We start from the raw sequence: 23,779 nt of genomic DNA on the forward strand, positions 1-23,779 counted from the left end.
GGTGTCGGCAGACGGTGTGTGTGCAGGCGTCGAGGTGGTCGGGCCGACTGTCTCGGCACGTTGAGATCAAAACTAGGTCGACTAGTGAGGTGTCCCAACGGGGCGCAGCCCCCTTCCTGCACCCCGGGGGTCGCCCCGGGGCAGATCGGGGTGACTAGGGGGCATAGGGGATAGGACCGCTCTACTCTTGTGACCTGTAACGAAACGGACCATCGGGACGACAGTGCCGGTGGACAGCTACGGCGTCACGGCGACGTGCCCGACAGCAGGTCCGACACAGCCTTGACGAGCACGAATATCGACGAGCACGGAAACGGAGTCGGCGCCATGGCAACGGATCAGGGACGGTCATCAGGTCTGGGACTGGACGTCGGCTCGAGCACCTCGACGGCGGTCGCCGTGGACGGTCCGGGACACCTCGGTGACGCCGTCACCGTCGTTCGATCCACCGCACTGTCGGTCACGCCCGACCGTGAACCCGCCCTGGCCGCGCCGGGCACCGTCGACACCACGGCCCTGACCGGCTTCGCCGGCCGCGTCGGCGATCCGGTCGCGCTGGTCACCGAGGACGGACGCAGCTACACCGGCGACGAGCTCTACGCGACGACGCTGGACTGCCTCGTCCGCGAGGCACGCACGGCCGGCGCCGACGACGATGCCGCAATCGTGGTGACCTACCCGACGTCGTGGCCCGAGTACACGGTGGACCGGCTCCGCAACGCGGCTGCCCGCCACGGCCTCACCGACGTCACCTTCGTTCCCGACGCTCTCGCCGCGACGGCATGGATGCAGCAGTCGCCGGACGCGGTGGCGGACGGCGTCGTGCTGGTCGCGGACCTGGGTGCGAGCGCCCTGACCGTGTCGGTCGTGCGCACAGGTGCCGATTCGGCGATCCTCGGACGCGGTGCGCGCAGCGAGGACGTCAGCGGCGCTCACATCGACCAGGTCGTGTTGGCGCACGTGCTCGACAACGTCGACTCCTCGTCGCTCGATCCCTTCGATCCCGCGACGGTCGAAGCCCTCACGACCCTGCGCACGCACTGCGCGACGGCCAAGGAAGCACTGTCCTCCGACACCGAGACGGTCGTGCCGGTGCACCTGCCCGGCATCGACACCGACGTGCGACTGGTGCGGTCGGAGATCGAGGAACTACTGCGCGAGACGTTCGACGACGTCACCCGGGTACTCGGCGAGGCGCTGCGCACCGCGGGTGTCGACGGCGACGCGGTGGACCGTGTGCTGCTGGTCGGCGGCGGCGCGTCGATCCCCATGCTCACCGAGACCGTGTCCTCCGCGTTGCGCAAGCCGGTGACCGTGGGCGAACAGCCCGCGGCCACCGCCGCGACCGGAGCCGCACTGCTCGCCGCCGACATCGCTTCTGCCGGGGCAGAACTGAACCGCCCGGGCGCAGCGGCACTCGCTGCCGTCGCCGCCGGTTCCACCGTCGACGACGACGAGACCGACCTGCTCCCTCCGGTCACCGAGCGCCCCGCCTCGGCCCGAACCTCCACGCCCGCACCGGTGTCGCGCTCGGCACACGCCAAGGACGCCCCGTCGCGCGGTAAGCGCACCGCCGTCATCGGTGGCGTCGCCGCTGCCGTGATCCTGCTGGCCGCGGGTGGCCTCTCCGTCGGCACCGGCCTCGTCGGCGGATCGTCGGAGAACACCGGCCCCTCCACCAGCAGCGCGGTGGCCCCGGCCGCCGCGGACGGTTCCGTGAGCGCGACCCCGACCACCGCCGCCGCCGGCGTCGACCCCGTGACGGGACAGCCGCGCACCACCGGAGCCGCCGGAGCGCCGACCAGCGGCGCCGCAGCAGCACCGGGGGCTGCGGCGCCCGGCGCGACCGCGCCCGGCTCGACCGGATCGGCCGCGGTACCGGGCGCCACCGCGCCGAACGCTGCTGTGCCGAACGCACCGGCGCCGCAGTTCACCGCACCCAACCTCCCCACTGCGCAGGTACCTCAGGCTCCGGCCCTCCCGGCTCCGTCGTTCCCTTCCAACCCACTTCCGGGGTCCGGAGTCGTCGGAGGCCTGACCGACGGTGTCGGAACCGTACTCGGGGGTGTAGGCGAGGTTGCGGGAGGTGCTGCCAGCGGCCTGGGAAACACCGTAGGCAGCCTCACGAATCCAATTCTCGGGCGGTGACTTCGCCCGACGAGCGATCGGCTCTCGACGCTCTGCTGTCCGCGCACGATCACACCGCCCTCGTGGTGGTGACGCTCGCGTCGGTCGGTGTCGCCCCGGATCCGTACCTCGTCGCCGATGTCGCCGACGTCCCGATGCCCGACGCCGCCGCCGCCGTGGAGCGCGCCCGGGGCTGCGGGGTCCTGTCCGACGAAGGCCTGCTGTCGGACTCCGCGCGCGGTGCCCTGCGCGTGGTGATGGGCGAGCACGGAATGCTCGGCGTGCTGCGTCGCCTGGCACGGGTGCACCTCGACAGTGGCGGTCTCGGTGGTGATCTCGCGGTCTCGCTCGCGGATGCGGGTCTGCGCGATCCGGATCTCGCACAGCACCTGGTCGAATTGGCCTCCGCCGCAGACCGTCTCGCCGCACGACGACTGTGGGACGCGGCCGCCGCGGCGGGCGCACAGGGCACCGACATCTCCGTGCCCTACGCCGACGCCCTGCTCGCGAGCGGCGATCTCGACACCGCGGCGCTCACAGTGGACGCGGTGCTGTCCGCTGAGGCGCCGTCACCCGACGGAGTACGCGGAGCCGTTCGCGTCGCGTCCACGGTCGCACTGATGCGCGGCACCGCGTCGCACGCCGCCGACCTCTACCGGTGGCTCGGGCCGGACCGCATCGGACCGGATGCGGCGTACGCGGTGACGACGCTTCTCGCCGTGGGGGACGCCGACTGCGCCGCGACGTTCGTCCGCGCGCACGGCGGCCTCCGCCCCGTCCCGCCCACGTCGGCGAACGCCCGCTCGACGCTGGTGGCCCGCGGGCTCCTCGACTCGCTGACCGAACCCGCCACTGTGGCAACGGGTTCGCTGCTGCGCGCCGCCTCGATGGCCGACACCGCGGTGGGCGCCCGGGCCGAGCCGGAACATCCCGCGGTGATCGCGGCACTGATCGCTCTGCACACCGGCGACCCCGCCACCGCCCGAGCGGTGCTGACCGAGACCATTGCCGCGGATCCGGGATGCGCGGTGTCCACGCGGTGCCGTCTGCTGCTCGCCTGGTCGGCACTCGTGGCCGGCGACACGGGTGTCGATCCCACCTCGGGCGTCGACCCGGCCACGCTCCCCCAACGGGACGCCCTGTCCTACTTCGCACTTCGCGTCGCCACCGCCCGCCGACGCGGAGATACCGGCGCCCTCATGTCCGCGTGGCAGGAGGCCCGGCGCACCGTCGCGGAGGCCGAACCCGATCTCTTCTCCCTCATCCCGCTCGGTGAACTGTGGCTCGCCGCAGTGCGCCTCGGGGACACGGCACGCATCGCGCACTCCGTCTCCGCGGCCACCGCACTGGTCGCCTCGCTCGGCGAACCACCGACCTGGGCGGCCACGTGGCACTGGTACGGCGTGCAGGCCGCCATCCTCGGCGGCGCCCCGGCCGACCTGCTCCCCCACGCTCGTGCGCTCGGCTCGTTCGCCGACCGCAGTCCCCACGCCGCAGCACTCGCCTCCGCCGGCAAAGCATGGCTCCGCGTCCTGCAGGGCGAGCCCGACGTCGCCGAGGTCGAGACGTCCGCTCGCACCCTGGAGAAGTTCGGGCACGCCTGGGACGCGGCGCGGCTCGCCAGTGACGCCGCCCTGCGTGTCGCCGACACCCGCGACGCCACCGCCCTGCTGCAGATCGCCCGCGACATCGGTGCCGTCGCGGCGACGGCCGAGCCCACCGAGCCCGGTTCCGCGTCGCTGGGGGCGCTGACCGAGCGCGAGGCGGAGGTGGCGCATCATCTCGTACTGGGCCTGACGTACCGCGAGATCGGCGCCCAGATGTACATCTCGGCCAAGACGGTCGAGCACCACGTCGCGCGGATCCGTCGACGTCTGGGAGCGCAGTCGCGCTCGCAGATGCTGTCGATGCTCCGCGCGGCCGGCTACGCACAGGACAAGGAACGACGGGTACACGCATGAACACCGGGCACGACGCCGCACCGATCACCCGAGCCACCGGGATCCACATCACCGATCTGACGTCGACGGCCGTCGTGGTGTCGACGACCTCGGGTGAACTGGTCCGCGTGCCGGTGACGGCCGAGACGGTCCTCTACCTCCTGCCCGACGGCACGACGACCCTGCACCGGCCCGACGCGCTGACTGCGGACATCGACGTCGTCGATCGCTTCATGGCCCGCGTCGGTGACCCGTCCGGCGTGGTCTCGTCCCGCGGCGTACCCATGCGCGCCGAGGACCTCGTCGCGACCATGATGTTCCTGCTGCTCAGTGAGACCGTCGACGCCGGCGAGGACGTCCGCGCCCTCACGGCCGGAGCTGCCCATCCCGCCGACTGGTCACCCGAGCGCATCGCCGCGCTGCGGGAGGCGCTCGACTTCGTCGGACTCACCGCGCTGACGCTGCATCCCGAGTCGGCCGATCCCCACGCCACCCTCGGCGCGTCGGAGGAACGGCTGGCCGCCGCCGCGGCCGCCGCACGTGCCGCCGCCGGGCTCGCGCCGACGACGGGGGCACCGCTGCTCGCGACCGCTGCCGCCTCGACAGCCATCGACAGCGGTGCATCGAGGTCGACACCGCGCGGCCCCCTCGCCCTCCTCGTGGCGGCCGCAGTCGCGACCCTGCTGATCGTGGGCGGCGGTATCGCCTACCTCGCGTCCGATCGGACGGTCAGCACCACGGTTCCGGCCGTCGAGGACGCCGCCGGTGTCACCGCGCGGCCGACGACGACTCGTCCCGCCCCGTCCACCAGCATCGGCTTCCCGACCGTCGTCCCCGGCGCACCTGCGCCCGTCGAGGCCACACGTGCACCTGCTCGCATCACCACGACGGTGCCCCCGCGCGCACCGGCCCCCGAGCCGGCACCCGCGCCCGCTCCCGCCCCGGCCCCGGCACCTGCTCCGGCCCCGGAACCGTCTCCGGAACCGGTGCCCGAGCCCGTCCCCAGCGACCCGCCCGTCGAGGAGGAACCGACCGACCCCGTGGAGGGCACGGACCCGGATCCCGACGTTCCGGCTGGTCCGAACACTCCTGACGAGCAGGGGGCGGCGGCGCCGTCACCCGGTACCGCGCCGCCCACCTAGGTCTCCCCGTGCCCATCGGGTCACCCCGGACCGTGACGACCGGTACGGTGATCGGACGGGTGCTCGGTCGACGTGGCACCGTGTCCGCAACTCGCCAAGGGGGTCGAGTCCGAATGAGCGCGCGCAGCCAGGGGTCCGACAGCCCGCAGGTCGACAGGACGATCCACCTCGTCATGGCGGTGACCGACGCCGAGACGGCCGTGTCGGTCGACATCGACGGCGGTACCGAGCTGTTCGAGTGCCCGACGGCGGTGGGCCTGGATCCCGATGGACGCGTCCGCCTCGATGACTCCGACCAGGGTGTTCGCGGATTTCTGTACGCGGTGGGAGACCCCCGCGGACTCGGTCTGGCCGACGGCCGCGTGGTGCGCGCCGAGGACCTCGTCGCCGGATTCGTCCACGCACTGACGGGCATGCTGTCGGAGCTCTACTCTTTGCCCGCCGACGCGCGATGCATGCTGCTCCACCCTGCAGGACTGTCCGCCGACTCGATCGCCGCACTGCGGGACGCCCTCGACTACGTCGGTCTGCAGGACTGCTCGCTGGCTCCCGCGACGTCGGAGAACCCGGCGGTGGCCGTGCGCGCCGCACCCTCGCATCGGTCGTCGCCGGCCACCACGGCGGCCTCGGACAAGGCTTTCGCGGCGATGGTGTCGGACTCGGCCACCGGCAGGACGCACCGCAGTCGGACTCACAGGAGAACACCCACGCGCGCGGCTGTCTCGGTCGCCGCGGTGGCGCTCGCGTTCCTCGCCGTCGGCGGCGCCGTGGGCACCCACGACCTCGACTCCAGCTCGGTCGCGCCTCTGAACTCGCAGCAGGCCATCACGCCCGCCGCTCCCGTCGTGACGTCGTCGTTGGACAGCACCACGACGTCCGCCGCGCCGCTGCCCGTCCAGGAGCAGGCACCGGCTCCGGTGCAGGAGGCCCCGGCTCCGGAGATCGACACGCCCGACCCCGTCGTGCCGCCCGCACCGCCTGCCGCCGCGGTGGAACCGAGCACCGGTCTCGGGCTCCCGACGGACCGGTTCCCGTTCGCGCCACCGGACATCGACTTTCCCGACTTCCCGTCGTTCCCCGAGGTGACCGTGCCGACGCCGCCGACCGTGGCGAGCAGTACACCCGCACCCACGACCACGTCGACTGTTCCCACGACGACCTCCACGGCGCCGTCCGTCGCGATTCCACGGCTCGGCCCGATGCTGTCTGTGAACCGTCCCTGACGCTCGTCGGGCGCCGGAAACGCTCAGGATGATGCCCTATGCTCGTGCGCTGGCATCGGTACCTCTGCGAACCATCTGCGGACCCGACGGGCCACGGACTGTCACCACTGCGAAGGGAACTTCTTGCGTAACTCGGCGGCCACAGCGGCCACGGGCCAGAGTCACTCCGAGTCGAGCGGCGCATCTCGCAGCGCACGGGTGATGGGGGTGGTGGGCGCGTCGCTGCTGATGCTGAGCCTCGGCACCGCCACTGCCGGCGCAGCACCCGCGTCGGCGGCTCCCGAGCAGCTGTCCGCGGATCGCCTCCCGTCCGAGTTGGTCGACGCCGTGCAGCGCGATCTGCACATGTCGCCGCAGGAGTACCTCGACCGCGCTGCCGAGGCGCAGAAGCTTCGTACCTACGCCGACGACTTCCGTCAGCAGCGCCCGGCGGACTTCGCGGGTGCCTGGATCGGCGACGACGGCGTTCCCGTCGTCGCGGTCACCACCTCGGAGGCCGCGAGCCAGGTGGCGCAGGACGGCTACCGCAGCCGCCAGTCGCCCGTGTCGGCGGACACGCTCGAGCAGTCCCTCGACGACTTCGGTCGCTGGGTGTCGGGTCTGCCCCGCGAGGTCTCGTCACAGATCAATTCGGCGGCTGTCGACGTGCTCGGCGGACGGGTGATCGTCGACATCGCCAACAGTCCGATCGGGCGCGCACTGAATCTGCCGACCGCCATCGCCAACCTCCAGGTGCAGCTGTCCCCACCCGCTCCCGGTCCGACGCCTCCGCCTGCCGTGATGGGCGGCGACGACTACGTGACGTCCGCCGGCGACATCACCACCGCGCCGCTCGAGGACATCGAGATCTGCTCGTTCGGGTTCAGCGCCACCGACGGGGCCGGCACGCCGGTCAGTCTGTCTGCGGGACACTGTGATCCGGGCAACTCCGCCTCGGTCTACCTGCCCAATCGTGACGACATCCGCGCCAGTACTCCCGTCGGCGACTTCACCACGTCGAGTGTCGGCGGCGGCGACGGACTCGACTACTCCGTCATCGCGCTGAACGACGCCGGCGTGGCCGCGGGGCTCGACCAGCCCACCGTGCGGGGAGCCAACGGCACCGCCCTCACGATCACCGGAACGGCCTCGCCCGTCATCGGTGCCCCGGTGTGCAAGTCCGGTCAGGCGTCGTCCTTCACGTGTGGTCTCGTCGCTGCGGACCGCGTCGAGACGCAGCTCTTCCTGGGTGACGGCGACAGCCGCACGGTGCGTGGATTCGCCAGTACCGCCTGCACTCTCGCGGGTGACAGCGGCGGCGCCATCGTCACAGGGACACTCGCACTGGGCATCACCAGCGGATCCAACAGCGGCGCTGCTCCGAGCTGCGGCGAGGCGAACCTGGCCTTGGCTCAGTACGGCGGAACCGCCAGCCTGGGCATCCCTGTCGACGCCGTCACCGCGGCCACCGGAACGACCGTCCGCACATCGTGAGATAGCACAACGTTCGGTCTCCTTGGTGCGGTAATGTCACGTGTCGAGGCGAGGCGCCTCCGCGCCTCGAGTGGGTGCGTTTCATTCATGAAAGGCCCGACATGGATTTCTTCGAACTTGCTTTCACGGTGATCGGTTACATCGTGCAGATCGTCTCGAATGCCGGCGTTCTGAGCTGACCGACTGCGCAGTGATCGCAGCCCGTCGTCTTCGGACGGCGGGCTGTCGCCATTTCTGGCGGGAACCAATATGACACGGGCGCATCACTTTTCGGATTCCGTCGCGTAACGCACTCTGGTCACAGTGATATCGTGGGACACGCGCAGTCCACTCCGTCACCAGCGTCGGTGACGTCCGAGTGTCGACCGTTCCGTTCATCCCACGAGGAGGTGTACCGCTGTGCTGCGCTGCGTTCGATACCCGATGACCTTCGGCCGTTCCCCGAAGGAGGTATCGCTGTGACCGACATCGCCGATTCGTCACTCCCCCGCGAGACTCAATCCCCCGCCGCGATCTACACGGCGGCAAAGATGTCGTCTGCTCGGGCGGCCCTGAGTTCCGTTGCCCGCGATCCCCGACTCGCCGACGCTTCCGTGCTGTTGGGCGCGCTGTCGGTGGTGGCGTTCTGGAGCTTCGGCTTCGGCGTTCTGCTGGGCATCGCCGCGCTCGTCGCCGGCGTCCTGGCGACACGCGTTCCCGATGCCGATCGCGCAGACACCGTCATCGGACTGCTCACCGGAGCCGTCGGTGTGATCGCGGGTGGCATCTTCCTCGCCGCCGCCGTTCCCTGGCTCTGATCCACTCCGCCTGAAACGAGAGAAGGCCGCCACCCGATGGGTGGCGGCCTTCATCGTGTTCAGCCGTAGATCAGTTGGCCCACTGCGTGGTGCCGGGAGGAGCCAGAAGGGTGTTCACGAAGTCGACGCCGGCAATTGCCAGAGTCGGTCCGCCGACGACGATCGTGCCGATGATGCCGCCGAGCGTCGCGCCACTGGGAATTGTGAGCACGCCGAGCGGGCCGGCGACGAAGCCGATAGCGCCGAGACCCGCACCGATGATCGTGCCCGTGAGGCCGCCGACAGCTGAGGCGAGCCCGAGCTGAGACGCGAAGTTGTCCTGCGCCTTGAGGTTCTCAGCAGGCGATGCAGCATTCTGCTCGAGCGAAACGGGCGTGAGGCCCATCGGTGCTGCGAGGTTCGGAATGAGCTTCACGGTGCGGCCCTCGTCGGTGTACTCGACACCGTAGGGGAACTCGATGCCGTTGAGGTTGAACGACAGCGGGAGGCTCAGGACGTCGTTGCCCTCTTCGTCCTCGAGGACGACGGCCTTGCCGTCGTCGGACGCACGGAACATACCGGCGTCGACGGTGGTGACGACGCCACCGGCCTCGACGCGCGACGCCCAGTTCAGCTCGGAGTTCTCCGCGGGAGCACTCTCGGTGGTCGTCGCGGAGGGGGTGGTGGTGGCCGGCTGCGCGTACGCAGTACCAGTGGCCACGCCCAGGGAGGCGATCGCGATCGCAGAGGTTGCGACGAGTCGACGCAGTGTCATCTAGATGTTCCGTTCGTTCAGGTTCGTGGTGTCGGACCCCGACACGAGCACTGTAGCGGTTGACAGGGACACAACCGAATATCAGGTCCGTTTTCAGTGCTCGATCCGGGAATTGTCCGTGTGAACAGCCACGATGTGACCTCACCCACGGACGAGGTGGCTCGTGAAGGGTAACAAAATGGTCGCGATGAGGGGCGACTTCCTCGGCGGCCCCAAGTTACCCACGAGGCAAGTTAGGAATACCTGTGCGGGAGGCCTGTCGCTGTGCCGTAATACGGTAGGGCTCATCGCGTGTGCGGGACGGACCAGCCCTCCGTCCGACCTGCGGTGATGTCGACCGAAATGCTAAGTTACCGATCGGTAGAACCCTTGTGGTTACCGGCTGGTAACTTCTAGTGGGACAGATGCATCCGGGCTGACCGTCGGACCGCCCCCTGTGGCCGGCCGGAAGCGTAGGGCGACGGAATGGCCGTCGCCGAAGAAAGGCAGCGTCATGAATGCCCTGACGATCACCCTCGGCACCGTCGGTGCCCTGCTCAGCATCGTGTGTTGGGCCTACTTCTTCCGCGGTGCCGCGATGATGGTGCGATCCATCGCGCTGGGACAGCCGGACAGGACACGTCTGCGACCGTTCGTTCCGCGGTTCAAGCAGATGTGCATCGAGTTCGCTGCGCACACCCGGATGAACAAGTTCCGCTCCGTCGGCTGGGCGCACTGGTTGGTGATGGTCGGCTTCATGCTCGGCGCCATCCTGTGGTTCGAGGCCTACGGGCAGACGTTCAACCCCGAGTTCCACTGGCCTCTCATCGGTGACCTCGCGATCTACCATCTCATGGACGAGATCCTGGGCCTGGGCACCGTCATCGGCATCGTGACGCTGATGATCATCCGGCAGCGGAACCACCCTCGCTCTCCCGCGCGCCTCTCCCGCTTCTCCGGCTCCAACTTCCGTGCCGCCTACTTCGTCGAGTTCGTGGTGCTGCTCGAGGGCCTCGGAATGATCTTCGTGAAGGCCGGCAAGATCGCCACCTACGGACACGCCAACCCGTGGACCGACTTCTTCACCATGAACCTGGCCAAGCTGCTCCCCGCGAGCGCGGTCCTGGTCTCGATCTTCGCCTTCGTCAAGCTCATGTCCGGCATGGTCTGGCTGCTGATCGTCGGCCGCAACATCACGTGGGGTGTCGCATGGCACCGGTTCAGCGCGTTCTTCAACATCTACTTCAAGCGTGAGGACGACGGCGGAGTCGCGCTCGGCGCGGCCAAGCCGATGATGTCCGGCGGCAAGGTCCTCGAGATGGAGGAGGCCGACCCCGACGTCGACGCGTTCGGTGCCGGCAAGATCGAGGACTTCACCTGGAAGGGCTGGCTCGACTTCACCACGTGCACCGAGTGCGGCCGCTGCCAGTCGCAGTGCCCGGCGTGGAACACGGGAAAGCCGCTCTCACCCAAGCTGCTCATCACCTCGCTCCGCGACCACGGCAACGCCAAGGCGCCGTACCTGCTCGCCGGTGGCCGCAAGGACATGGCGGGCGACGAGATCGGCCTGGTCGACGCGGACGGCAAGCCGGACGAGGCCAAGCTCGCGAAGATCCCGCAGGCCGCCCGTGACGAGGCCGAGCGCCCGCTGGTCGGCGAGACCACCCTCGACGGCGGTCTCGGCGGAATCATCGATCCCGAGGTGCTGTGGAGCTGCACCAACTGCGGCGCCTGCGTCGAGCAGTGCCCCGTCGACATCGAGCACGTCGACCACATTCTCGACATGCGTCGCTACCAGGTGCTCATCGAGTCGGAGTTCCCCTCCGAACTGGCCGGCCTGTTCAAGAACCTGGAGAACAAGGGCAACCCCTGGGGCCAGAACGCCAAGGACCGCACCAACTGGATCTCGGAGCTCGACTTCGACGTGCCGGTCTTCGGCCAGGACGCCGACAGCTTCGAGGACTTCGAGTACCTCTTCTGGGTCGGCTGCGCCGGCGCCTACGAGGACCGCGCGAAGAAGACCACCAAGGCCGTCGCGGAACTGCTCGCCACCGCCGGCGTGAAGTTCATGGTGCTCGGCGCCGAGGAGACCTGCACCGGTGACTCCGCTCGCCGCGCGGGCAACGAGTTCCTGTTCCAGCAGCTCGCGATGCAGAACATCGAGACCCTGAACTCCGTGTTCGAGGGTGTCGACGAGAGCCGTCGCAAGATCGTCGTCACGTGCGCGCACTGCTTCAACGCACTCGGCAACGAGTACCCGCAGGTGGGCGGCAAGTACGAGGTCGTGCACCACACCCAGCTGCTCAACCGCCTCGTGCGGGCCAAGAAGCTGGTGCCGGTGGCGTCGGTGCAAGAGGACGTCACGTACCACGACCCGTGCTTCCTGGGACGCCACAACAAGGTGTACGACGCACCCCGCGAGCTGATGGCGGCGTCGGGCTCCACACTCAAGGAGATGCCGCGTCACGGCGAGCGCTCCATGTGCTGCGGCGCCGGTGGTGCTCGCATGTGGATGGAAGAGAAGATCGGCAAGCGGATCAACATCGACCGCGTCGACGAAGCGCTCGACACCCTGGGTGGCAGCACCACCGCGACGCAGAAGATCGCGACCGGCTGCCCCTTCTGCCGCGTCATGCTCAACGACGGTGTCACCGCACGCCAGGAGGCCGGCGGCAACGACAACGTCGAGGTCATCGACGTCTCGCAGATGCTGCTCAGCTCGATCACGCGCCTGGACTCCGCACAGCTCGGCGAGAACATCAAGGTGGTGCCGCGGGCCAAGCCCGTGGTCGTCCCTGCCGAGGAGCCCGTCGACACCCCCAGGGCCGAGTCCGTCGCCACCGAGGACGTCGCCGCCGCAGAGGAGAAGGGTCGCGTCGAAGAGATCGAGACGGCCGCAGCGGGTGGCGATCCCGCTGCCCCCGCGCCCGGCAAGGGTCTCAAGATGAAGGGCCTGGCCAAGGCTCCGGGCGCCAAGGCACCCGGTGCGAAGGCTCCGGCCAAGCCCGCCGAGTCGCCCAACGCCGACGGTGACGACGCAGCCGACGCGTCCAAGCCGAAGGGCCTGGGGATGGCCGGCAAGGCGAAGGCACCGGGCGGCAAGGGGCTGCAGCTCAAGGGTCGTCCTCCGGGCGCGAAGGCACCGGGATCTGCCTCAGCTGCTCCGGCCGAGAAGCCGGAACCGACCGACGCTCCCACCGAGACGGCCAGTGAGGCATCCGAGTCGTTGCCGACGGTCAAGCCCAAGGGTCTCGCCGTGAAGTCCGGGTTCAAGAAGCCCGGCGCCACGGCACCGGGGTCGGCGGCTCCCGCTTCTGCGGCTCCCGCTTCCGAGGCTCCCGCTCCCGAGGCTTCCGCCGAAGCACCGGCTGCCGAGGCACCGGCACAGGCGTCGGAGTCGATGCCGACCGTCAAGGCCAAGGGTCTCGCCGTGAAGTCCGGGTTCAAGAAGCCCGGCGTCAAGGCACCGGGTTCCGCAGCAGCACCGGCGGCTGAGGCACCGGCGGAGGCTTCTGCACCCGCCGAGGCTTCTGCTGAGGCTCCGTCCGAGGCTCCCGCCGAGGCACCGGCCCAGGCGTCGGAGTCCATGCCGACCGTCAAGGCCAAGGGTCTCGCCGTGAAGTCCGGGTTCAAGAAGCCGGGCGCCAAGGCACCGGGTTCCGCGGCACCCGCCGCAGCGCCCGAGCCGGCGGCACCTGCCGAGTCGGAGGCACCGGAGTCGGCGGCACCCGCAGAGCAGGCACCCGAGGAGACGGCCGCTCCTACGCCGGAGTCGAACGGTGCTGCCGAGTCGAACGGTGCCGCCGAGTCGAACGGCGCCGCGGAGCCCGCAGACACCCCGGCGCCACCGCAGCCGAAGGCCGGTGGGCTCGGGTTCAAGTCGGGAGCGAAGGCGCCGGGCAAGAGGTCCTGACCGAACACCCTCTGCACCAACCGAGCACCCCCTTCAGCACGCTGGAGGGGGTGCTCGCTTTATGACAGGGGTGTGTACACACCCTGGCGCTGGCCAACGCGTGCGGCGACCAGCAAACAAGCCTCCTTACCGAACACCTCCTGCACCAACCGAACACCGCCTCCAGCACTCCGCAGCAGGTGTTCGCCTGACGTAGGCCGTGTGCGCTCGCTCATCCACAGGGTGCGCGCTGTCCACAGCGAGCGCACGGGCACCGATCGGAGACGCCAACGTCGGCAACGATCGACCGATGGCGCGCATCACCTCCCGCTCGGAGGCATTGACTCAGGGTTACACGGACTCCGAATTGCGGCGCATGTGCAGAACCGGAGATCTCACACGTGTGCGCCGTGGTGCCTACGCCAACTCGGACGACATCGCGGACCTCTCCGGCCAGGAGCGCCACCTCCTCCTGGCGCGCGCGATGATGACGACCGGCAACACGGCCCCCGACGCAGTGCTGAGCCATGCGTCGGCAGCGATCGCTCACGGTATCGACTTGTGGAACGTGCCCCTCTCAGCAGTTCACATCACGCGCAACCGGCGTACAGGCGGCCGTACGGGCCCCGTGCGTCACGTTCATGCGTCGCCTTATGACGCCGACGAGGTCACCGATGTGGCGGGATTCCGCTCGACTACCGTCAGCCGCACCATTGCCGATCTGGCCTGTTGCCTGCCGTTCGAGGAAGCGGTCTGCGCGGCGGACGATGCAGCACGTCGATTCGGACTGGCAGGCGCGCAGGTCGAGGAAGTACTCTCTCGACGCCCCACCCGCAGTGGCCATGCGCGAGCCCACCGCGTAGCGCTGTTCATGGACGCCGGGTCCGAGAGTGTCGGTGAATCACGCAGTCGCGTGCTGCTACACGCTGCAGGCTTCGCGGTCTCCACTCAGCACACCATCACGTGCGGCAACACGTCCTACCGTGTCGACTTCTTGGTGGACGGCTCCAACGTGATCGGCGAGTTCGACGGTCGCGTGAAGTACGGACGGCTCGTACCGGCGGGCGAGACCCCGGCCGACGTGCTCTGGCGGGAGAAGCTCCGCGAGGATGCACTGCGCGACGCGGGCTACACGGTGGTGCGCTGGACGTGGCAGGACCTGGCCACGCCGAGCATCATCATCGAGCGCATCCGGCGAGCACTCGCCCGTAACCGCACACCCCCCGCATGAACCGCACATCCCCAGCAGCCTGCAGCGAAGGGTGTGCGCTCACTGCGCCAGGTGTGCACACCCCCTCCAGGCGCGGAGCGGACCCTGGCGCGCGCCCCTCCAGTCGCGGAGCGGACCCGGGACCCCTCAGCAACCGCGCAAAGCGCACACCCCCTACACGAACCGCACACCCCCAGCAGCCTGCAGCGAAGGGTGTGCGCTCACCGCACCAGGTGTGCACACCCCCTGCAGGCGCGGGCGGACCCGGCAACCCCCGAACACCACCACGTGCTCACCGTGCATGTCAGGACTCGACGATCGCCTTGATCGCGGCGAGCGTGCGGGGAATCCCGTCGAGTGCGGCGGTACGGCGGATCTCGATCTCCTCCTGCGCGCGATCGCCGAACTTTGTGTGGAAGTACTCGATCCCCTGCTCGGTGAACAGCCACGATTCGGTGAGCTGCGTCGAGTTCTCGTCGATTGCCTCGAGGGTGTATCCCCACCGCACGAACGAGTCGCCGACGAGCCAGGCGAACTCGGTGCCCGGGATGGCGACGGCGACGGTCGAGACCGTCTCCCAGGTGCGGTCGGCGGTGACGTTGCGCCCGGTGAAGGTGGACCCGACCACGTCGGCGCTGTCACCGTCGTTCCACCAGCACTCCTGGCAGATCGGGCTCCACTCCCCGGTCCGGGTGACGTCGGAGACGAGGGCGTACACGGCGTCGGGCGACGCGGCGATCACGATGGAGTCGGAATGCTCGAGTGCGGTCATGCCTCGAGTATGCCGCCGAGCGGCGCCGTGAAGGTGGTTCGTCGCCGAAGTTCTAGCTCCGCCACCCGGATCGCCAACTGCAGGCGCTCCTCACGGCTCCCCGTCAACAACACCCAGGACCGGCCGGTGCGCGTGAGCGCGTCGAGGAACCACCCGGTCATGTCCGCCCGCACTTGTTCACCGTCACGAATACCGTCCTGCACGAACGGAACTCCGTGATGATCCGTCACCAGATACACGGCGGGGCGATCGTCGGCGACGGCGTGGTGTGACTCGGGGCCGAGGTAACGCCGCTCCCACACCGTCGTCGCGAACGCGTCGGTGTCGCAGATCAGCACAGGCGATCCGCGCCGCGCTGCCGCGTCCTCGTGGGCAGTCTGGGTGCGCGCGATGCGGGCGAAGTCGTCACCGGTCCACACGATGTCGTCGACCGATCCGACCTCCGCGACCTTGTCGAGGGTGTCCTGCCGGCCGAACTCGTGGACGCACTCGGTGTCCGGCCACCGTTGTCGAAGGTGTGCAGCCAGCGCACCCGCGACGGTGGTGGTGCCCGTCGACTCGGAACCCACCACGACGATGCGCGTCGCCAGACCGGCTCGGGCAGGCGCGTCGAGGCAGCGCCACGAGGCGGCGAGGTCGCGTCGACACGCGGTCCCGGACACCGGGAAGGTGCTGCGCGGCAGATCGAACGGCACGTGTCGAGCGTCGAACCACCGCGCCAGTTCCTCGCCGTACGGCTCGCTGGTGACCACCACGTCGACGGGCTCGTTCCCGACGGCCGCGCGCATGCACGCCACCTGGGCCGCCCACACGGCCCGTGAGGTGTGGTCGATCGGTGCGTCGCAGACGATGCCGGTGATCGTGACCGTCTTCTCGCCTGCGTGCGACTCGGTCATCCACGCCACACGGTCTCGCAGAGACACCGACTCCACGGTGGCTGCCATCACCACGACGGTCACCCGGTCGGCCACCGTGGCGGCGAACCGGACCATCGCGTGGTGACCGACGTGCGGCGGATAGAACTTGCCGATGATCAGCGCGTGCCTCATGCCGGCACCTCGACGGCGGCGGGGGTCATCGACCGTGTCCACGCTCGCAGCCCGGCAACGCACAGCGCGATGAATCCCAGATAGAGAACACCGGTCAGCACCAGGTCCTTGTAGAGGTAGAGCGGCACGTACACGACGTCCGCGGCGATCCACAGGAACCAGGACTCACGACGCTTCGTCACCTGGCCCCACGTCGCCAGCAGTGACAGCACGGTGGTCACCGCGTCCCAGAACGGCACGACCGACGTCGTCGCGGTGTCGAGGAACCACGTCATGGCCAGCGTGGCCGTCACGCCGACGGCGCCGAGCCACCACCATTCCCGACGGCTGGTGGACGTGACCACCAGCGGACCCTGCGTGCCGCCGCCGACCCAGAGAACCCATCCGGACACGGCGAGAGCGACGTAGACGAACTGCAGCGCCGCGTCGGCGAACAGCCCGGCGCCGAAGAACAGCAGGACGAACGCCAGATTGTTGGCGATACCGATGGGCCAGTTCCACACCGACTGCCGTACGACCAGGACGACGCAGGTGGCGCCCGTGACGAATCCGACGACCTCGACCCACGACGTGGGTGCCCCGAAGGACACGAACGCGGTGGATCCGAGCCACTCGATCAGGGTCATGACGCCTCCTTAGCGTGATTATGCGCTAAACATGGCGCAGAAATGCTCGAAGTGCAACTCGACCCCTGGTCAGGCCACCGGCTCGAGCAACTGCGGCCCGTTGTTGCGCACGCTGTTGACGGCCGTGCTCACCTCGTACGGAGACAGGTGCGGCTCGGGCATCGACTGGACCAGGTCCGCCACCGCGCCGAGATCGGTCAGCGTCGGGTCCAACCAGGCATCGCGCATGTCCGCCGGCACCACGACGGGTGACCGGTCGTGGATGTGCCCCAGCGCGTCGGTGGCCGTCGTGGTGAGCACAGTCGTGGTCCACACCCACTTACCCGGATCATCCTCGGGCAGTGCGGGATCCGGCCACAGCTCGTACAGTCCCGCCATCGCGAGAACACCGTCCGTGTGCAGGAAGTGCGGGATCTTCTTCCCCTCTCGCTTCTCCCACTCGTAGTACCCGTCGGCGGGAACGAGGCAGCGCCGCTTCGCCGCGGCCTTGCGGAACGCCGGCTTCTCGGTGATGGTCTCGGACCGCGCGTTGATCAGCCTGCTCGCGATCTTCCGGTCCTTCGCCCACGACGGGATCAGACCCCATCGGACCGTCCGCAGCTGGCGCGCTTCCTCCCCACGCTCGAGCACGATGCGCACCGCATCCGTGGGCGCCACGTTGTAGGACGGTTCCGGCGCCTCCCCCAGCGCCACGGCGGCATCGAAGATGGACGACAGGTCGTCGTCGGACCGGGTACTGGCGTAGCGACCGCACATCCCTCGATTCTGCCCCGCACGGGTAGCGACATGCCAGGCGGTCTGGTCAGTGTCGGAAAGTACCGCAACCGACGAGGGGGATCGCATGTCGACCGTGGACGAGACACCCGGCGCGCTGCAGTCGTGGGGGCTGAGCAAGCAGTACGACGGGAGCGCACCGGCCGTGCGCGACCTGTCGTTGTTCGTACCGCCCGGCACGCTGTACGGGCTGGTCGGACCCAACGGAGCCGGCAAGACCACGTTCCTGTCGATGGCGACGGGCATCGTGCGCCCGTCCGCCGGGCAGGTGTGGATCGACGGTCACGACGTGTGGGCCGACCCGGTCGCCGCCCGCGGGCGCGTCGGACTGCTTCCCGACGGGCCGTCACTCCCCGAGGCCCTGCCCGGTCGGCGGGCTCTGCACTACGTCGGAGTGCTGCACGGTCTCGATCCCGCGGTGGCGCACGATCGCTGCGAGGAACTGCTCGCGGTGCTGGACATCGCCGAGGCCGGTGACCGCGCGGTCTCCACGTACAGCGCCGGAATGAAGAAGAAGATCGGCCTGGCCGCGGCGATGATCCACTCGCCGCGGCTCCTCGTGCTCGACGAGCCGCTGGAGGCGGTGGACCCCATGTCCGCCCGCACCATTCGGCACCTTCTCGAGAGTTTCGTCGCGCGGGGCGGCACCGCGATGGTGTCGAGTCACTCCATGCCGCTCATCGAGCAGATGTGCTCGCACGTGGCCATTCTCGCCCGCGGCTCTCTGCTGGCCGCCGGCACGATCGACGACGTGCGTGCCGGCGGCACCCTCGAGGGCGCGCTGTTCGACGCGGTCGGCGGCGGTGACCAGGCGGCCGAGTTGCCATGGCTGGGCTCATGATCAGCGCGCCGGTCCGCACACTGTTGTCGTTGGATCGCGAGATACGCAGAGCAGCAACCGGATCGGGTGCCCGCATCGCGATCGTGATCACCGCGATCGCGTCGCTCGGGGCGATGTACGCGATCACGCTGAGCGCACAGCCCTCGGCGCGTGCCACGCTCGCCGCACTGTGCGCCGTGGTGGTGGTAGTCCTCACCGTCGTCGCTCCCCTGCTGACCGGAGTGGGCGATCGTGGACTCGTCCCGGCACACGTGCGCCACCTACCGGTGCGTGCCGACGTTCTCCGGAGAGCCCTCGCCCTCATCGGTGCGCGCAGCGGGGTGACCGTCTTCCTCGTCGTCGGACTCGCCCTCACGCCCGTCGCGGTTCCGGACGTCTCGCCCGTGGCACGCATCGTGACCGCCGTGATCGCCCTGCTCACCGTCGGTGTCGCGCTCGCCGTGTCCCGTGTCGCCGTCCTCCGCCTGGATGCGGCATCGCGCACTCCCCGCGGCCGCATCCTCTCGACGATCGGTGGCACCGTCGTCGCCGCGGCCGCGTACGCGGCCTTCCTTCTGCTGGGCAACGTCTCGACGTCGTTCGCCGACAACACCTTTCTGCGCACCGCGGTGCGCGTCCTGCCGACGGGATGGGCGGCGGTGTCGAGCGAGGCAGTCGACGACGGGAGGTGGTGGGTGCCCGTCCTCGTCGCCGTCGCGCTCGCCGGACTCGGCGCACTGGTGGTGCGGTGGTGGACCTCGGCGGTGTCGGCCGCGCTCGACAGCACGCCGCCCCGCTCCCGGACCGACCGCCGTCGGACGACGACGTTCCGTGCGCGTGGACCGATGATCACGGCCATCGCCGCCGAGAGCAGGTTGCTGCTGGTCGATCCGCGCCGAGTGGGACTGCTGACGATGCCGGGGGTGTTCCTGCTCGTCGGAGTCGTGCTCATGGCCACCTCGACCGACATCTACGGCCTGCAGTACGGCGCACCGATCGTGATCCTGCTGACCAGCAGCATGTTCGCCAACTCGTACGGCCTCGACGGCGCAGCGGCGTGGCGCGTCACGTCGGTGCCGGGTGTGGCGCGACGCGTCATCGACGCGCGTCTCGTCATCGCGGCGGTGGTGGCCGTGGTGTTCGGCGCCGTCGGGACTGTCCTCGGTCGCCTCGTCGGCGATCCGTCGCCGCGCACTCTCCCCGTGGCGGCCGCCGTCGTCATGGCCGCGTCCCTGGCCACCGCCGCGGCCGGCGCCGTGCAGTCGGCGGCCAGCCCGTACGTCGTCGCAGGACAGACCGCGGGGAGCGCGTTCAATTCCCGCGGGTCGATGACCGGCCGTGCGATCGGGTGGACGCTCGCCGTGATGGCCGGGGGTGCCCTCCTGTGCCTGCCGGGCGTCCTGATCGCGCTGGCCCTCCCGGGCGTCCTCGTCTGGCTCGCGCCCGTCGTCTCCCTGCTGCTCGGCGGATGCATCGTGGTGGTGGCCCGGCGTCGAGCCGTCGCTCTGGTGACCAGCCGCGGCCCGGAGATCTTCGCAACCGTCAGCGCCTGATCACGATTCCGTGCACGATGTGGTCCGGGGAGCCGAGAGCGAGGAACACACAGGCATGACCATGCACGAACCGTCGACGCACGTCGTTCGCAAGACCAGCACCACCCTCGCCGACGGTCGAGAGTTGCTGTACTTCGACGACTCCGAGCCCTGGGTGTCCGGGGAGAAGACGCGGGACCTGGTGGACACGCGCCCCCTCCCCGCGTCGGAGTCGTTGTCGCAGATGCGACTCGACGTGCTCACCGGCGACTGGGTGGTCATCGCCGCGCAGCGGATGGACCGCACGTTTCTCCCACCGCCCGACGCGTCCCCGCTCGCGCCGAGCCGCCCGGGACGCCCACCCACCGAGATCCCCGCTGCCGACTACGACGTCGTGGTCTTCGAGAATCGCTTCCCCTCCCTCGCGCAGTCGGCAGCGGCGCAGCACCTTCCGTCGCACGTCGACGGCGAGGAGCTCTGGCCGCTCGCTGCCGGCACGGGCCGGTGCGAGGTGGTGTGTTTCGCCAGCGACCCCGACGCCTCCTTCGCCTCGCTCGACCTGCACCGGGTGCGCACCATCGTCGACGTGTGGGCCGACCGCACCGAGGCACTGTCCGCCCTCCCCGGGGTGCGCCAGGTGGTCTGCTTCGAGAACCGGGGGCGGGAGATCGGGGTGACCCTCACTCACCCGCACGGGCAGATCTACGCCTACCCCTACCTGCCGCAGAGGACCGACGCGATGATCCGGCAGTCCCGGCTGCACCGGGAGCGCACCGGTCGCTCACTGCTGTCCGACGTACTGGACACCGAGCTGCGGTCCGGCCGCCGCATCGTCGTCGACACCGAGTACTGGGTGGCCTACGTACCGGCGGCCGCCCGCTGGCCCGTCGAGGTGCACCTCGCCCCGCGCCGCGCCGTTCCCGATCTCGCTGCGTTGTCGACGGCCGAACGCGACGCGTTGGCCGGTGTGTATCGCGCTCTGCTGCGTGCCGTCGACGACTTCTTCGAGGGCGTCGACGAGGTGCCCTACATCGCCGCGTGGCATCAGGCGCCCGTCGGTGCGGACCGTGACCTGGGGAGTCTGCACCTGCAGCTGTTCTCGATGATGCGATCGCCGGGGCGGATGAAGTTCCTGGCCGGATCCGAGTCCGCCATGGGCGCGTGGATCAACGACACCACACCCGAGGCCATCGCGGACAGGTTCCGGGAGGTGCTCGCGTGACCGCGTGGCTGCCGGTCGTCGACGAGGCCGAGCTCGCCGACGGTGCCGTCGAACGGTTCCGCACGACCTTCGGCGGCGAGCCGGACGGCGTCTGGATCGCGCCGGGACGAGTGAACCTGATCGGCGAGCACGTGGACTACGCGGGCGGGCTCGTCCTTCCCTTCGCGTTGCCCTACGTCACCGCCGTCGCGGCCCGCCGACGCGACGACGCAGTACTGCGGGCGGCGTCGACAGGCTCCGACATGCACTGGGGTATCGCACTGTCGGCCATCGCTCCCGGCAGCCCGGACGGGTGGGGCGCGTACGTCGCCGGCGTCTCGTGGGCGCTGGGGCTCACGATGGGCGCGGACATCGCGGTGCACTCGTCCGTCCCCGTGGGCTCCGGCCTGTCCAGCTCGGCTGCTCTCGAATGTGCTGTGGCGGTCGCACTCCGGGACCTGTTCGATCTCGACGCCGACCGGCGGGCACTGATCGACGCGTGCATCCGCGCCGAGAACGAGATCGCCGGCGCATCGACGGGCGGGATGGATCAGTCGATCGCGATGCTCGCGGAACCGGGCCACGCGCTGCTGCTGGACTGTCTCGACTTCTCCTCCCGACAGATTCCGCTCGATCTCCCGGACGCGGAGATCCTCGTCATCGACACGAACGCACCGCATCGGCTGGTCGACGGTCAGTACGGCCGGCGGCGCGCGTCGATCGAGAAGGCGTGCGCCGACCTCGGCGTGTCGACGCTGCGCGGTCTCGACCCGGAGGCGGCGGCGTCCGCGATGACCGACCAGGTGTCGGCGGCACGCGTCCGGCACGTCACCAGCGAGATCGTCCGCGTGGAGCAGGCGGCCGAACTCCTGAACGCCACACCCGATCTCGCGGCGTTGGGGGCGCTGCTGACCGCATCGCACCGATCACTGCGTGACGACTACGAAGTGAGCTCGCCGGAACTGGACTCCGCCGTCCGGGCATCGCTGGGCGCCGGCGCGTTCGGCGCCAGGATGACCGGCGGCGGGTTCGGCGGTTCGGCCATCGCCCTGGTGGACCGGACGCGCACCGAGGCGGTCGCGGACGCGGTCACCGAGGCGGCATCGGCAGCCGGGCTGCCCACCCCCACCTTCCTCACCGCCACCCCGTCCGGGGCAGCGCACCGTCAGCGCTGAGAACGCCGACCCGAGACGACGAGTAGCGCCGCACCCAGAACCAGACCGACACCCCCGACGGACCACAGCAGCACAGGTCCGCGGTCGGTGAGCCACATCAGCTTGGTGGCCGACTCGCGGGCGCGGTCGAGCTGCTCCTTCTGCCCGTCCTCGTCGAGCCCGAGGGTCGCCTTGAACACGGTGACCTCCGGAACGGCAGGGTCGCGCGCGAAGTACTGGTAGGGCTGCTCACGACCGCCGACGAGACTGCCGCTGCGCGGCTCGACGTAGATGTCGCGGACGGTGGAGTAGTACCGCTTCATGGTGATCGACTGCTCACCGAGCCCCTCGAGCCCCCACTTCGACGCGGGCAGCGTCACGGAGTTGATCGGCGACTGCGTCGTCTCGGAGAGATCGGCACCGGTGACCTGCGTGCGGAAGTGGTAGATCGGGAGCCCGTCCATCGAGATCTCCTCGACGAACTCTGCAGGGAAGCTCGTCCAGGCCGTCGCGTCGTAGACCGAGTACGTGATCGGCTGGGTGTCGAACGGGAAGCGCTGCTGATATCCGGTCCGCGGCACCGGGATGGCCGGCTTGCCGACGGTGGTCTGCAACGACGCCACCGGATCGACCGGCTGCGACGTGCGTCGATCGACGGTGACCCGGTCGACCGACGCGGTCAGCAGACCGGCATCGCCCTCCCGGTCCGCACGGCGCACGGTCGCGCCGGACTGGAACGTCACGCGATCCGCGTCGCTCGGATCCTCGGTGGTGATGAAGCGCTGCACCACCAGCGGGACCCCGGTGGCCACGGACAGCGGGCCGGGCCGCGTGATGGACGTCGCGTCGAGCACGTCGCCGCCGGTTCCCGGATCGGTGACCGCGACCGTCGTGGTGCGGATGTCCAGGGGCGTCACCGCGAGTCGATGCTCGACGTAGGTGGGCAGCATGATCGCCCCCACCACGGCCGCACTGCCGATCGCGAGCAGGACACACGCGCTGCCGCGCAGGAGGGTCGGTCGCGCCACGTCGATCACCTGCTCCCGTACTGCACGTCGCCGAGCACCGAGGCCGACGGATCGGCGGTGACCACCGGCTCCGGCCGGACGGTCTCCTCGGCAGACCACGTCAGGCCCACCACCGCGCCGGCGGACAACACCCCACCCACGAGCAGGCTGGCCACAGCCGGCACCACGACACTTCTCACAGCCACGTCCCCCACATCCGATCCTCGACGTCCAACTGTGTCATTTCGGACACCGCCCGAGGCCGTCCCGACGTTGTGAACAGTCCACGATCTGGGCGCGGACCTCT

At 69.8% G+C, this 23,779-nt stretch carries 19 protein-coding genes; 12 read left to right on the forward strand and 7 right to left on the reverse strand.

The genetic code is table 11. The features are described from left to right. Positions 1-327 precede the first annotated feature (327 nt). The 6 genes from HQ306_RS18220 (at position 328) to HQ306_RS18245 (ending at position 8,702) form a co-directional block, all read left to right on the forward strand. Positions 328-2,148 carry an Hsp70 family protein gene (locus tag HQ306_RS18220; RefSeq protein ID WP_222633016.1) on the forward strand — a complete coding sequence of 607 codons (1,821 nt, stop codon included), beginning with the start codon at positions 328-330 and terminating at the stop codon, positions 2,146-2,148. Further along, the gene (locus HQ306_RS22670) at positions 2,145-4,088 is read left to right on the forward strand and encodes a LuxR C-terminal-related transcriptional regulator (protein ID WP_222633017.1); all 1,944 of its coding nucleotides are present in this window, start codon (positions 2,145-2,147) and stop codon (positions 4,086-4,088) included. The genes HQ306_RS18220 and HQ306_RS22670 overlap by 4 nt, the downstream gene beginning before the upstream one ends. Further along, on the forward strand, positions 4,085-5,209 hold the full coding sequence (locus HQ306_RS18230; protein ID WP_222633018.1) for a hypothetical protein: 1,125 nt from the start codon (positions 4,085-4,087) through the stop codon (positions 5,207-5,209). The genes HQ306_RS22670 and HQ306_RS18230 overlap by 4 nt, the downstream gene beginning before the upstream one ends. A 113-nt stretch (positions 5,210-5,322) precedes the next feature. Beyond that, positions 5,323-6,432, forward strand: coding sequence for a hypothetical protein (locus HQ306_RS18235; protein ID WP_222633019.1), 1,110 nt, complete (start codon positions 5,323-5,325; stop codon positions 6,430-6,432). 228 nt (positions 6,433-6,660) lie between these two features. Continuing rightward, on the forward strand, positions 6,661-7,905 hold the full coding sequence (locus HQ306_RS18240) for a S1 family peptidase (protein ID WP_222633226.1): 1,245 nt from the start codon (positions 6,661-6,663) through the stop codon (positions 7,903-7,905). 458 nt (positions 7,906-8,363) lie between these two features. Continuing rightward, the gene (locus HQ306_RS18245; RefSeq protein ID WP_308115504.1) at positions 8,364-8,702 is read left to right on the forward strand and encodes a hypothetical protein; all 339 of its coding nucleotides are present in this window, start codon (positions 8,364-8,366) and stop codon (positions 8,700-8,702) included. 70 nt (positions 8,703-8,772) lie between these two features. Here the strand turns inward: HQ306_RS18245 and HQ306_RS18250 are convergent, their stop codons facing one another. Further along, positions 8,773-9,456 (reverse strand): ammonium transporter, encoded by a 684-nt coding sequence (locus HQ306_RS18250; protein ID WP_222633020.1) that lies wholly within the window; start codon positions 9,454-9,456, stop codon positions 8,773-8,775. A 493-nt stretch (positions 9,457-9,949) separates the two neighbouring features. Here HQ306_RS18250 and HQ306_RS18255 point away from each other — a divergent pair, with 493 nt between their 5' ends. Further along, entirely contained in the window at positions 9,950-13,348 is a 3,399-nt protein-coding gene (locus HQ306_RS18255) for a (Fe-S)-binding protein (RefSeq protein ID WP_222633021.1), read from the forward strand. A 289-nt stretch (positions 13,349-13,637) separates the two neighbouring features. Then, a complete protein-coding gene (locus HQ306_RS18260) occupies positions 13,638-14,558 on the forward strand; it encodes a type IV toxin-antitoxin system AbiEi family antitoxin domain-containing protein (RefSeq protein ID WP_222633022.1) in 921 nt (306 codons plus the stop codon). A 283-nt stretch (positions 14,559-14,841) separates the two neighbouring features. On the opposite strand, the gene HQ306_RS18265 is transcribed toward HQ306_RS18260, so the two are convergent. From HQ306_RS18265 to HQ306_RS18280, 4 genes are all read right to left on the reverse strand, one after another. Beyond that, complete coding sequence (locus HQ306_RS18265) at positions 14,842-15,309, reverse strand: SRPBCC family protein (RefSeq protein ID WP_222633023.1); 468 nt, start codon at positions 15,307-15,309, stop codon at positions 14,842-14,844. After that, positions 15,306-16,358 (reverse strand): AAA family ATPase, encoded by a 1,053-nt coding sequence (locus tag HQ306_RS18270; protein ID WP_222633024.1) that lies wholly within the window; start codon positions 16,356-16,358, stop codon positions 15,306-15,308. The genes HQ306_RS18265 and HQ306_RS18270 overlap by 4 nt, the downstream gene beginning before the upstream one ends. After that, entirely contained in the window at positions 16,355-16,984 is a 630-nt protein-coding gene (gene pnuC, locus HQ306_RS18275) for a nicotinamide riboside transporter PnuC (RefSeq protein WP_222633025.1), read from the reverse strand. The genes HQ306_RS18270 and pnuC overlap by 4 nt, the downstream gene beginning before the upstream one ends. A 69-nt stretch (positions 16,985-17,053) precedes the next feature. Next, entirely contained in the window at positions 17,054-17,740 is a 687-nt protein-coding gene (locus HQ306_RS18280; protein ID WP_222633026.1) for an SOS response-associated peptidase, read from the reverse strand. An 85-nt stretch (positions 17,741-17,825) separates the two neighbouring features. On the opposite strand from HQ306_RS18280, the gene HQ306_RS18285 reads away from it, so the two are divergent. The 4 genes from HQ306_RS18285 to galK are packed head-to-tail and all read left to right on the forward strand — an operon-like array spanning position 17,826 to position 22,486. Continuing rightward, entirely contained in the window at positions 17,826-18,599 is a 774-nt protein-coding gene (locus HQ306_RS18285; protein WP_222633027.1) for an ABC transporter ATP-binding protein, read from the forward strand. Continuing rightward, positions 18,584-20,131: a hypothetical protein gene (locus HQ306_RS18290; RefSeq protein WP_222633028.1), complete on the forward strand. Its 1,548-nt coding sequence runs from the start codon at positions 18,584-18,586 to the stop codon at positions 20,129-20,131. The genes HQ306_RS18285 and HQ306_RS18290 overlap by 16 nt, the downstream gene beginning before the upstream one ends. Positions 20,132-20,186: 55 nt before the next feature. After that, positions 20,187-21,332, forward strand: a complete 1,146-nt coding sequence (gene galT, locus HQ306_RS18295) for a galactose-1-phosphate uridylyltransferase (RefSeq protein WP_222633029.1) — start codon at positions 20,187-20,189, stop codon at positions 21,330-21,332. Then, complete coding sequence (gene galK / locus HQ306_RS18300; RefSeq protein WP_222633030.1) at positions 21,329-22,486, forward strand: galactokinase; 1,158 nt, start codon at positions 21,329-21,331, stop codon at positions 22,484-22,486. The genes galT and galK overlap by 4 nt, the downstream gene beginning before the upstream one ends. On the opposite strand, the gene HQ306_RS18305 is transcribed toward galK, so the two are convergent. Both HQ306_RS18305 and HQ306_RS22675 read right to left on the reverse strand, forming a co-directional pair. Then, the gene (locus tag HQ306_RS18305) at positions 22,477-23,493 is read right to left on the reverse strand and encodes a DUF3068 domain-containing protein (protein WP_162246758.1); all 1,017 of its coding nucleotides are present in this window, start codon (positions 23,491-23,493) and stop codon (positions 22,477-22,479) included. The two genes, galK and HQ306_RS18305, sit on opposite strands and share 10 nt — an antisense overlap. Positions 23,494-23,498: 5 nt before the next feature. After that, a complete protein-coding gene (locus tag HQ306_RS22675) occupies positions 23,499-23,678 on the reverse strand; it encodes a DUF2613 domain-containing protein (RefSeq protein ID WP_235579024.1) in 180 nt (59 codons plus the stop codon). Between the last annotated feature and the right edge of the window lie 101 nt (positions 23,679-23,779).

The organism is Rhodococcus sp. BP-160 (assembly GCF_019836205.1).
Classification (GTDB): Bacteria; Actinomycetota; Actinomycetes; order Mycobacteriales; family Mycobacteriaceae; genus Rhodococcoides.